At 50.1% G+C, this 11,771-nt stretch carries 11 protein-coding genes and 2 pseudogenes; 2 read left to right on the plus strand and 11 right to left on the minus strand.

Features of this window, described 5'->3' with window-relative positions; all coding sequences use genetic code 11:
- Nucleotides 1–18: 18 nt before the first annotated feature.
- The 9 genes and pseudogenes from CBE73_RS07970 to sigK form a co-directional block, all read right to left on the minus strand.
- Nucleotides 19–222, minus strand: coding sequence for a zinc ribbon domain-containing protein (locus CBE73_RS07970; protein ID WP_068696844.1), 204 nt, complete (start codon nt 220–222; stop codon nt 19–21).
- Between the two features lie 57 nt (nt 223–279).
- A pseudogene (locus tag CBE73_RS07975) lies at nt 280–710 on the minus strand (DinB family protein).
- A 1,150-nt stretch (nt 711–1,860) separates the two neighbouring features.
- Nucleotides 1,861–2,280 (minus strand): IS5 family transposase, encoded by a 420-nt coding sequence (locus CBE73_RS22655; RefSeq protein WP_094093783.1) that lies wholly within the window; start codon nt 2,278–2,280, stop codon nt 1,861–1,863.
- A gap of 8 nt (nt 2,281–2,288) precedes the next feature.
- The gene (locus CBE73_RS22660; protein ID WP_373286374.1) at nt 2,289–2,411 is read right to left on the minus strand and encodes a hypothetical protein; all 123 of its coding nucleotides are present in this window, start codon (nt 2,409–2,411) and stop codon (nt 2,289–2,291) included.
- 389 nt (nt 2,412–2,800) lie between these two features.
- Nucleotides 2,801–3,412, minus strand: a complete 612-nt coding sequence (locus CBE73_RS07985) for a TetR/AcrR family transcriptional regulator (protein ID WP_229752681.1) — start codon at nt 3,410–3,412, stop codon at nt 2,801–2,803.
- Nucleotides 3,413–3,798: 386 nt separating this feature from the next.
- On the minus strand, nt 3,799–4,071 hold the full coding sequence (locus tag CBE73_RS21890; protein ID WP_157739446.1) for a hypothetical protein: 273 nt from the start codon (nt 4,069–4,071) through the stop codon (nt 3,799–3,801).
- A gap of 22 nt (nt 4,072–4,093) precedes the next feature.
- A complete protein-coding gene (locus CBE73_RS07990; protein WP_094093785.1) occupies nt 4,094–4,693 on the minus strand; it encodes an NADPH-dependent F420 reductase in 600 nt (199 codons plus the stop codon).
- Between the two features lie 74 nt (nt 4,694–4,767).
- Nucleotides 4,768–5,502, minus strand: coding sequence for an SDR family NAD(P)-dependent oxidoreductase (locus CBE73_RS07995; protein ID WP_094093786.1), 735 nt, complete (start codon nt 5,500–5,502; stop codon nt 4,768–4,770).
- 478 nt (nt 5,503–5,980) lie between these two features.
- Nucleotides 5,981–6,679 (minus strand): RNA polymerase sporulation sigma factor SigK, encoded by a 699-nt coding sequence (gene sigK / locus CBE73_RS08000; RefSeq protein ID WP_068696941.1) that lies wholly within the window; start codon nt 6,677–6,679, stop codon nt 5,981–5,983.
- 252 nt (nt 6,680–6,931) lie between these two features.
- Between sigK and CBE73_RS08005 the strand changes: the two genes are divergently transcribed.
- Both CBE73_RS08005 and CBE73_RS08010 read left to right on the plus strand, forming a co-directional pair.
- A complete protein-coding gene (locus CBE73_RS08005) occupies nt 6,932–8,905 on the plus strand; it encodes a terpene cyclase/mutase family protein (RefSeq protein WP_094093787.1) in 1,974 nt (657 codons plus the stop codon).
- Nucleotides 8,906–9,058: 153 nt separating this feature from the next.
- Nucleotides 9,059–9,403 carry a Na-translocating system protein MpsC family protein gene (locus CBE73_RS08010; protein WP_094093788.1) on the plus strand — a complete coding sequence of 115 codons (345 nt, stop codon included), beginning with the start codon at nt 9,059–9,061 and terminating at the stop codon, nt 9,401–9,403.
- A gap of 245 nt (nt 9,404–9,648) precedes the next feature.
- On the opposite strand, the pseudogene fdhD reads toward CBE73_RS08010, so the two are convergent.
- Nucleotides 9,649–10,434, minus strand: a pseudogene (fdhD, locus tag CBE73_RS08015) (formate dehydrogenase accessory sulfurtransferase FdhD); the annotation flags it as partial.
- A 134-nt stretch (nt 10,435–10,568) separates the two neighbouring features.
- Entirely contained in the window at nt 10,569–11,579 is a 1,011-nt protein-coding gene (gene moaA / locus CBE73_RS08020; RefSeq protein WP_094093790.1) for a GTP 3',8-cyclase MoaA, read from the minus strand.
- Nucleotides 11,580–11,771 lie beyond the last annotated feature (192 nt).

Genomic DNA, 11,771 nt, shown 5'->3' on the forward strand with positions numbered 1-11,771 from the left:
AACTTGTATCCGGTTGAATCAACCGAAGAACAAATCAAGAATATTCGAACCCGCCGAAGACTGCTTGTTATAAAATTCGGAATAACCGCAATCCGCGCAGTAGACCACAATAAATTGATTATGCTGGATATCGAACATTTTGGAAAGCCCTGTTCCGGTCATGGCCACTTCCTTCGTTCTCGCGTCATGACTGCCGCATTTGATACATCCCTTTTCTCCCATACCCTTCTTTCCTCCATCACTGTTAGGTTTAACGCAGTTGTACGCGCTGCTTCTTCGTTAAATGCCCTTCTCATCGGCAGTGGGACCGTACATCCCCGGCAATGGAATATCGAGCAGACGCAAATACACCCCGAGCTGAGCTCGATGGTGGATCATATGGCTTAATCCGAATATTCGAAACGCAAGAGCCCGCGGCTGGCTAAAGATCACATGGTCGCCGTTTCGCAAGGTCCATTCTGCGGCAAGCTCATCCTCCCCGCATTCGTCCAGCAATTTTTCAAGCTTAGCGGCATTAACGTCAAATTCCTCCAGCGCTTCTTCGCGTGTTGCCAGTTTAGCAGATTTACCAGGTGTGTAGTCAAGCTACCTAATGTCATCGACTTTAAGTGCGGCTTCCACGTCATATGTTCATTGAGCAAGCTCTCCAGTATGCGACGGGTGTTGGCCAGCTCATGCCTAGCATCTCCAAGGATTAGCTGTTTCACTATCGGCTACCTCGCTTCCTTATTGAAAAGATATTTGTTGTTAATAACAAGAGTATATATCCAATACGTTAGTAAAAAAGGCGTTTCTCATATCCTATTTCTTCTTATAAAACTCATGATACGGCTTCATGAGTGCCCTCTTTTCTATCCGCGATAGCTACATAACTCCGGCCTATGCCTAGCTATACTAATGTGCGCGTTTTTTATATTAAAGGCGCAGGCTTAACGAAGAACGAGCATTTATCTACAATTTGAAAACCTACTTTAGTATAGGTTCTTAACGCTACAGAGTTCCCACTCCATGTTTGTAAATAATAAACTCAGCGAGACTAGAGTTTATAAGTTTTTTAAGAAATTGAGTTGCAATCCCCTTATTTCGATATTCTTGGAATATCTCTAAATCATAGATACCAACCATAAAATTTACTATCAGACAAACTAACTCTGACGCTGTATTTTTTAGAAATATTAGGGTCTACATTCTTTGGAAAGAAATAATTAAACTCATAGCTTGTGGTATCTGATCTTGTAACTTTTGTGCCCATATTAACTTTACTCACTAAACAATTCCTGCCGCTCCTGAAACACTAATATTCCTTAAGACCTTTGTAGATAGAAATATCAGAGTGGCTGTACCAAATATATAGTCCCCAACCACATTCCCAAGGGAGCTGCCAACAATACAACTGAGTCAATAAATCCCAAAGTCCGGCCTCGAACGTCTGAATCAATACTTCTTACAATATAACTGAATAATGGTTGAGTTAAGGAATCGAAAGCGCCATATAAAAGAAATGTTATTACTAACATAAAAATCATATTTCCGAAACAATACATCCCTATAATCGTTAGTAGAGTACGCAGGATACCAAACAAAAAACACTTGGAGACATAGTTACCGAATTTAGGTATAAACGTCAACCCAATAACTTCCCCAATAGAAATAGCGCTTTTAATCAATCCGACATTATGAGCAGATACCTCACTATTGCTCCCGAAGCAAATACATATGGGAGAATATTGGGAATGTATCCGTAGGCGAGATTTAACAGAAAAAGGAGAAGAAGAAAATAAATAAGGAGTGGTCTTTTGAATATATAGTTCGTAATTATAAACCATAAATCCATAAAATTAATTTTCTTCACCGTGATTTCTATTGTCCTCTGTGCTTTTTGCAAGTAACTAAATTCATAGTTACAAGCCATACCATGATTGAAGCTAGGGTTAAAAATGCCATAAATGTGTCTGCCTTTTTATCAAAGCGAGTCACCAAGCGACGGTAGTTCTTCACTTTATTGAAAAAACACTCAATTAAATGCCGTTCTTTGTAAATTTCTTTATCCCATTTTCTTGGCTTTCGGCGATTTTCCTTGTTTGGAATGACTGGAGTGGCGGATTGTTCCTCAAGAAGCTTCAAAATTCGATTGGAATCATAAGCTCGGTCGGCTAAGACTTGTTTTTCTGTGAGATCCATTTGTTTGAGCATCTCGTAACCGATTACAGCATCATGGCGCTGCCCAGCCGTCAACTGAAAGCGAAGTAGGTTCCCAAGGGCATCTACGATCGCATGTATTTGGGTCGTTAGTCCACCCTGGAACGCCCAATGGCTTGCTTGAAGGCCCCTTTTGCGCCCGCTCCATGCTGGTGGACACGGACAATGGTTGCGTCAATCATCACACTTTCCCAGTCGGGTTCAATGGACACATGCTCTAGAATCCGATCCCAAATACCAGCCTTTTGCCAGCGGCATTAGGTCTTTCATTTTGTCCCATTGGTCGTCACGAATTTCGTATCTTCTCATCATACAAACTATTACCCATCTAGAAGAAATTTATAGTTTGCATACACGCCCTAGAAAATAACTCGCTTATTCGCAGGATTTCATCCCCTTTGCAATACGATGAAGATGTTGACGAGGCCAGAACCTCAGTCTTTGGAGACTTCGCTCCCATGCCTATCCGGGTCATGTACCCTTTGGCGCAACGTATCCGGTACCCCGTGATTTCTTTATGAGATCCTGCGAATAAGCCAACAATCGAATTACATCACGCTGTCAACAGTCAACATCGTTTTATCAGCCTTTCCCAAGACTTTCACCCTTTCGTTGTGTTGGGCAGCGTCTCTGGCCCATTTGCATCGTTTGCTGTATCTTGTGGATCTCTGATCCAGAAGGTGCTCGCGATAATATTGAAGAGGTGATCGGCCCGTGGCGCGAATGAAGGTTGGCCGGCAAGCCAGCCGAGTGCCGATATCAGGGCGAACAAGTCGTCCCCATTCATATCGGCGCGCGCCGTTCCCTCGGTCTGAGCGCGGAGCAATAGTCGCTCGCCCGCTGAGTGCACCGCTGCGCATGTAGCGTAAAGCGCGGAGTCCGGATCCGCGTGGGCGCTCGCCATCAAGGCGACAACGCCGCTATAGCTTTGGAGGAAAGCCACCTGTTCGCGAACCCAGGACACAAGCGCCTCGTCAGGTGGTTTCGACGTTTCGAGTTCGCCTGCCTTCTGCGTCAGTGCCTCCAGATTCGTACGCAGCAACGCTTCGAACAAGGCTTCCCGCGTCGGGAAATGACGAAGCAGTGTGGCCAACCCGACGTCGGCCCGGCGGGCGATATCTCGCATGGACGCATCGACACCATGCTCGGCGACGACGTCACGCGCGACTGTAAGTAGATGATCGTAATTTCTTCTGGCGTCAGCTCGCATCATGTTTTCACCTCACTCAAATAGAAAGCTTACTGTCACGATTAGGCGTTGATTTTTCCTAAAATGATTTGTTTGTGGGACAATCCATCGAAAGCTAATATGTCTTTTAGTATCAAAGGGAACGGGTCTCAACTGTAATTTCTCCCCAGCCAAGCGAAATTGAAACGTTAATATTGCTTACGTAACATGATCCCTTATAAATACCAAAGGCTATCATGTAGTAAACCACAAGCCCGGCTTTTATTATAAATCGAATGCAGGCCGAATCCCTAAGGAGTCAGCCATGATCCAATATCAACTTCAATGTGCTGTATTGTCATTATATCAAATTCAATCTTCCTCGTCTGTATCTCCATCAGACCACGACCGAAACTCCATCGTTTCGGCGTTCAAACCGTCCATGCGCAAGCTCCCGCAGCGCATTCGCCATCGCACAGCTGCAAACGCTGGCGAAAGAAGCAAGGGTCGAGCGCCTTAGCCCGACCCTCACGCCCCGACCGGTGCGCAAGCAGGAGTGCCAAGCCCGCCAGCTCCCTGAGCTGGAAGGCCTGAACAGCCCCGCAAGCGCGCACGTGCCAGATGATCGGCAAACGTCTGCCTACCGGCATCGTCTTCGCTTCAAACAAATTGTGGCTGCCCGTGTCTACAAGACAGGATCGCATCGAAATTTGCGATCATGATTCATCAGTCGAACTTGATCAAATCCTTAAAGATCAGTTGACCCCAGCTCTTTCCGCGCGCCTGCACAAGCAGTCCGCCTTCCGAAAGCCCGCCAAGTTTGATCGGCGCGAAACCGAGATTTTCCGCAAGAGCACCAATCTCCGCTGCTGCGCCGTCATCGTCGCTCGCCAGAAACACGACTCTCCTGCCGCCATGAACGGCCGGATCTTGGTCAAGGACGGCAGCCACCAAATGGTTGAAGCCCTTGACCAGTCGTCCACCCGTGAAGGCCTGCGCGACGAACTTGGAAGAAGGCAGTCCTCCCAGTTCCTCAGAGGGCACGCCGTAGGCATTGGTCACATCGACGATGGTCTTCCCCTGCCAAGTGGGGAGCACCTTCGCAACATCCGGGTGCGACTCGAAACGGACAGCCAAAAAGATGATGTCCGCCTTGACGGCGTCCACCAATTTTTTAGGAATGATTTCTGGTCCAATCGCGGCCGCAGCGGATGCAAAGCTTTCCGGGTCGCGAGTAGTTGCAACGGATACTTCGATGCCGCTTCGGGCAAACGCCTTAGCAAGGGCCTGGCCGATCTGGCCGAAGCCAATAATTGCGTAGCTCATATGTTCTCCTCCTCTGGGTTATCACGCCCTACGGGCTCCGAATATCGAATGGAGCACCGGTCGGGCGTAGCGCGTTAAAGTTGCGCCAGGCCGCCGTCGACGGCGACCTCGCTAGCGGTCATGAAGCTGCTGTCCGATGATGCGAGAAAAGCGGCTACCGCCCCGATCTCCGCCGGATCAGCCATGCGCTGGAGCGGAGTCATCGAGGCGAAGACTTTTTGGCCATCCTCGCCTAGCGATTCCTTCGCGAGTTCGGTTGCCGTTGCTCCGGGCGACAGCACGTTTACCCGGATGCCGGTGCCCTTCAGATCCTCCGCCCAGGTCCGCGCGAGATTGCGCACTGCAGCCTTGCTCGCGCTATAGGCGCTCATGGCCGGGGCGCCCGTGGTACCGGCGCTCGATCCCGTTAGGATGATCGAACCGCCCTGGCCCATCAGCGGCAGCGCCTTCTGTACCGTGAAGATCGAACCCTTCACATTGGTGTCGAAGACTTCGTCAATGTGTTCAGCGGTGATCTCGCCGAGCGGAAGCTGGCTTCCCGCCCCGGCATTGGCGAAGACGATGTCGAGAGTTCCGCGTTCGGACTTCACCGCCGCGTAGAGTCGGTCGAGGTCGTCCAGATCGGAGACCGAGCCCTTCACCGCGCGGGCATTTGGCCCAAGGTCGGCTATAGCGGCGTCGAGCGCGTCCTGCCTGCGGCCGAAGATGAAGACGAAGGCCCCCTCCTCGATGAAACGCTTTGCTGCGGCGCGGCCGATGCCGGTAGCGCCCCCTGTGATAACTGCAACCTTACCTTCAAGCTTTCCCATGAATGTTCACCCTTTCGTTATGTTGAACAGCGTCTCTGGACCATTTGAACAGATTGCTGTATCTTATGGATTTCACCGATCCGGATCAGTGGTTCAATTATATCGGATCAGTGATCCGTTTGTCAACAAGACCCTGCCAGCCAAAGACACCGCCAAGCTGGAAAGAGCTGAACCGCCTACGATCCAATATGAAAAGCCACCCTCGATTTTAATGTCAAAGGTGGCTTTCCCTACCGATTTGTTACTGCTTTTCATACTAAGTTTATCTGGTAAAAAACAGAATACCGGATTACTGGTTCTCCTAGGAATTCCATTCATTTTGATCCCATTTTAACGAGCTGAGCTCATACGCTGTTTTTAAACTCTTTAGATTTCCAACATACTCCGCTATATCTATATAAAAAAGACCGCAGACCAGTCTGCGATCTTTTTATACTAGTTAAGATAAATTGTATATAGCCGGTTGTTCATCCGTCCTTCACTTCTTCTTATAAAACTCATGATACAACTTCATAAGCGCCCTTTTCTCTATCCGCGATACATAACTCCGGCTTATGCCAAGCTCCTTGGCGATTTCGCGCTGCGTCCGCTCTTCCCCGCCATGCTCCAGGCCAAAGCGGCCTTTAATTACTTCCTGCTCACGTTCATCCAGAATATCAAGGTTCTGATAAATTTTGCTTTTCTCCATCTTCAGCTCCACATGGTCTGCGACGTCGTCGTTGTCGCTGCCAAGGATATCGATCAGCGTGATTTCATTACCTTCCTTATCCGTTCCAATTGGATCGTGCAGTGACACATCTTTACGTGTTTTCTTAAGCGATCTGAGGTGCATCAGGATTTCGTTTTCAATACAACGCGCGGCAAATGTGGCCAGCTTGGTGCCTTTGCCAAGCCGGTAGCTTTCAATGGCTTTAATGAGGCCTATCGTTCCGATGGAGATCAGATCCTCCAGGTCTTCGCCGGTATTGTCGAATTTCTTGACTATATGGGCAACCAACCTGAGATTGTGTTCAATCAGCAGGTTGCGGCTGACGGGGTCGCCTTCGGCCATGCGCTGAAGGTGAAGCGTTTCTTCGGCTTCCGTTAAGGGCTGGGGAAACGCATTGTTTTTGACGTAAGAGACAAGCAGAGTGAGCTGTTTAATAAACAAGGCAATCGCACTGAATAGTCCGGGCAAGGATGACACCTCCTGAAGAAATGTGCATTTGTCTGCGGTCTGTTCATTGTATGTGGGCGAAGGCCTACTCGTGCCTGTACGGGGAAAAAGATATGGCAGCCGATCGAAATTTTGAATCCGCCGGACTTCCGAATGATCCCGGGTCACAGACGCCTATTTATTCCCCGGCTTACTGTCCCGGCCACCCTCCGCCTCATTTCTGCTGGCTCCCGCACATATACTGGTCGAAAAAGGACCGGGAGGTACCAGCAGATGAACCCAGTGTTAAAGACGGCAAACGAAGCTATAAACCGGATGACTCGTGATCTCGTAAAGCGGCAGCAGCCGGATGGAACGTGGCATTTTTGTTTTGAAAATGGCACCGTCATCGATGCGCTCTCCATCATCCTCTTTCGGAGCCTGGACTTGGATAACGAACCGCTGATCCGCGAGCTGCACGACCGGATTCTGGCGGCGCAGCAGCCGGAGGGCTGCTGGAGATGGTATGCCGACGAATCGGAGGGCAACCTGGCCGCTTCAATCGAAGCTTATTTCGCCCTGCTCTATTCCGGTTACAGCCAAACAACGGACGAACCGTTGGAGCGGGCCAAACGATACATTTTATCAAGGGGCGGCGCCGGAAATTCCTCAAGCATCCTGACCAAAACGCTGCTTTCCGTAACCGGGCAGCAGAAATGGCCCCTCTCCGTCAAAACCATTCCGCTGGAAGTGCTGCTTCTTCCGGCTTCTTTTCCGATCAGCCTGTTCGATTTCTCCGGTTATTCACGGATTCATCTTATTCCGCTGCTGATTATGGCCGACCGCGATTTCACGGTCCAAACTCCGCAAACGCCCGATCTCAGCGAGCTTTATACCAACCGGGACATAGGCAGCGAACCACCGCCGGAGGAACACCGGAAGCTGCTCGACCCTATCAAATCGGGACTCGGCAAACTCGCCGCCCCCGGCCATTATCTGCATGAAGCAGCCACCGAACAAGCCAAACGGTTTATGCTGCAGCGGATTGAAGCAGACGGGACGCTGTACAGCTATGCCAGTTCAACTATTTTGATGGTTTGGGCTTTGCTTGCGCTGGGCTACGATAAAAGAGACCCGATCATCACCCGGGCCGTGGACGGGATTATCAACATGCGCTATACGGCCGATGACGGCCATACGACTCTACAGAACTCACCTTCCACCGTATGGGATACCGCTCTGCTGGCTTATGCCCTGCAGGAAGCCGGTTTGCCCGCAAACCATGCAGCTATTCGGAGAGCTGCCGGCTACCTTCGCTCCAAGCAGCAGCACAAGCTGGCCGACTGGAGTGTACATAATCCAAACCCTGTGCCGGGCGGATGGGGTTTCTCCAACAACAACAGTATGGTCCCAGACGTAGACGACACTACTGCTGCGCTGCGGGCAATCTGCAGGCTGGCCCGAACGGACGACTCCTTCCGTGACCCCTGGAACCGCGGGCTGAACTGGGTGATTTCGATGCAGAACAAAGACGGCGGCTGGCCGGCTTTTGAGAAAAATACAGACAAAGAGATGCTGACCTGGCTGGCAATCGAAGGCGCTAAAGCGGCGGCAACCGATCCTTCTGAAGCCGACCTTACCGGGCGGACGCTAGAGTATTTCGGCAGCTTTGCCGGACTAAACATCAAACACAAGTTTATTAAACGCGGAGCGGATTGGCTGATAGATCATCAGGAAAAAGATGGCTCCTGGTATGGAAGATGGGGCGTCTGCTACATTTACGGCACTTGGGCCGCTTTGACCGGACTATCGGCGGTCGGCATCCCCGCTGACCATGACGCGGTAACCAAAGCTGTCCGCTGGCTGCATGACGTCCAGAATCCGGACGGAGGCTGGGGTGAATCCTGCCGGAGCGATGTGGTGAAACGTTTTGTTCCTTTAGGGCAAAGCACACCCTCGCAGACCGCTTGGGCACTGGACGCTTTGATCGCCGTTTCTCCCGAGACTACACCTGAAATCGAAAGGGGCATTTTAAGGCTGGCAGCATTTCTGAAGCATGATTCGGATAGGGATACCGCCCACGATAACATCACCGATCATGCTACCGATCGCGATACTGCCAGCGATGCCGCTGCTCTACATGATTCCCTTTACTCTTATCCGACCGGCGCCGGGCTTCCCGGCAACTTTTATACCAACTACCACAGCTACCGGCATATTTGGCCGCTGCTCGCCTTCAGCCATTACCGCCAGAAGTACCCGTCATAAACAGACTGTGCCTATCAAATTCCAGCCTTATGCTTGAATAAAGTCCGTCCTGATCGGTTTAAGCTATCTTCTCTATCGAAAGCGCCCTCAATCTGCCTGCTGATATGGTATAATAGAATCCCGAAATCATTTTTTATTTGAAGGGATGCTTCCATGAAGAAGGAGACAGGTTTTAACGAACTGGTTCGTAAAGTAAGAAAAGAATTGTTCGGGAAGGGTCCCGAGCGAATCCAAACTTCTTTTGTAGATAATCTGGCTATCAGCATACTGTACGGAAACCTGACACAAACGGAGAAGTTCTTCGCTCAGGAGCCGAACGGCAGACAAATGGTCAAGGACGCTCGCACGCAAATGATTCAAAAGGTCTACCCGATCAAGTTCCAGCCGGAATTTGAAGCCTATATGGATAATAAGATGCTGTATTTATTCACGGATATTAACGTAGAGCAGGATGTCGCGGTTTCCGTATTTGTTTTTCAAGACAAAATTAATCCCTAAGCCTATGGAATAACACAATTGGACATAAAAAAACCGCCAAATCCGGCGGTTCACGGCAGCCTGGCCAAGACGGCCTTTTCTTTTATCTTCAGGCAAGCTTCTATCGACGGATATCTCCGCTCTCATATCCTCTATTCTTGCTGAATGCTGCATTCATTCTCCAGGCCATGGCCATTCCCAGTATCCGGGGCGTCCCCCGTACTCTCGGCTTTTGCCCCTTCAGAAATGGCAGCTGCCATTTCGCCAATCCGCTCCGGATGCGTATAGACATTAAACGAATTCCCGCGGATAAAACCAACCGTCGTAATCCCTAAATCTTCGGCCAGCTGCAAAGCCAGTTCGGTTGGAGCGGACTTGGACAAGACTACCGCACAGCCGATTTTGGATACCTTGAGCAGAATCTCCGAAGAAATCCGGCCGCTGAAGACAATGACCTTGTCTGTCAGGGAGATGTTGTTTTTCAGGCAATAGCCGTAAATCTTGTCCAGCGCGTTATGACGCCCGATGTCCATCCGGGACAACACCATCCCGTTCTTATCGCATAAAGCCGCGTTATGAACGCCGCCGGTCTGCTGGAAGATCTCCGCCGAGGTTTGCATCAGCTCCATAAGACGGAAACAGTCTTCATAGGACAAGTGCACATTAGCTCCCGCGGCCGGTTTGGCCATTTTGGCATCGTTCATGAAATAGAAGCCCTGCCGGCTTTTGCCGCAGCAGGATGTGATATACCGTTTGGAGTGGAAATGCTGGTAAAATTCGTTCAGCTTCTCCGTCTTGATATGCACGTAGCCTTCCCGTTCCTGGAACCAAAGCTCGTTAATATCCGAATAAGATTTGATGACGCCTTCAGAAGCCAGAAAGCCGACGACCATATCCTCTACATATTCCGGCGTACATACCATAGTGGCGAACTCTTCTTTGTTAATTTTGATGGTGACCGGGTATTCCGTTACAACCTGATCCTCGATCTCTTCGATCTGATGGCCGTGATAACGAATCACTTTGCGGCTGACTTCGACCGGTTTAGCCATAACTGTTCTCCTCCCTGACTTTTACCTTTCCAAGATTCCGGACTTCCTTCCGGACTTTGCTCCAAAGCTTCTCCCTGCCTCTTCCTAAACGCCCTTCCGGCACCCGGCTGCCGCTCGAATCAGACTGCTATCCGTCAGCCCCCGATATGCGACATTTCCACCTTCGGCAGATCCTTGGTCTGGCTGCGTCTTTCCGCTGAATAGCGGTCCTTACGCCCTCTCCAGATGTCCGCGATATAGGCCTGAATTTCCTCGTCCGTAAGGTCCGATCTCAGCTTATCGCGAAGATCATAACCTTTAGAGGCGAACAAACACATGTACAGCTTGCCTTCGGCCGAAATCCGTGCCCTTGTGCAGCTGGAGCAGAAAGCGTCGCTGACCGACGAGATGACGCCAAGCTCCTCTCCCGTATCTTTATAACGGAACTTAGAAGCCACTTCTCCCTTGTACAGCGGATCAGCCGGCTCCACAGGCATCTCCCCGTGAATCCGCTGAATGATCTCCTGCTTGGTCATGACGTCATCCAGCCGCCAGCCGTTGGAGTTGCCGACATCCATAAATTCGATAAACCGCAGAATATGCTTCCGCGCCTTGAAAAAGGCCGCCATCTCCACAATTTCATGATCGTTGACACCTTTTTGCACAACCATATTTACTTTCACCTGCAGCCCGGCTTCCGCCGCGGCCTCAATGCCGTCCAGAACAGCCTGCACGCCGCTTCTATTCCCGTTCATGTAACGAAAGGTCTCATCATGCAGCGAATCCAGGCTGACATTCACCCGTCCGACCCCGGCTTCCTTCAGCTTCCCCGCAAATTTGGGCAGCAGCACGCCGTTCGTCGTCAGAGCAATGTCCGTAATCCCCGGAATAGGCTTCAGCATGCCAATCAGGAAAGGCAGATCCTTGCGCAGCAGAGGTTCTCCGCCTGTAATCCGCAGCTTCGTAACACCTAAACCGGCGAACATTTCCGCCAATCTGGCGATCTCCTCAAAGCTGAGCACTTTATCCTTAGGCAGAAATGGATAATCCGGCCCAAATATTTCGGCCGGCATGCAATAACGGCAGCGGAAGTTGCACTTGTCCGTTACCGAAATCCTCAGGTCACGTAAGGGGCGGTCCAGTGAATCATGCACGGGATTGTTCATTATCATCACCTCATACGTCTCTATAACAGCTTTTTATTGAATCCAAACGCATTGTCTGCAACCAAACGTTATTACCACGATCTAATCATCATAAAATTTAAAGCAATCATTTATTTGGACTGTAACGCTATCCATGGATTTTGTCAAAATTTTTACGGATTGGCAAGCCATACTTCAATTCGAGGTTGAAAT

It is taken from the genome of Paenibacillus physcomitrellae, assembly GCF_002240225.1.
GTDB lineage: Bacteria > Bacillota > Bacilli > Paenibacillales > Paenibacillaceae > Fontibacillus > Fontibacillus physcomitrellae.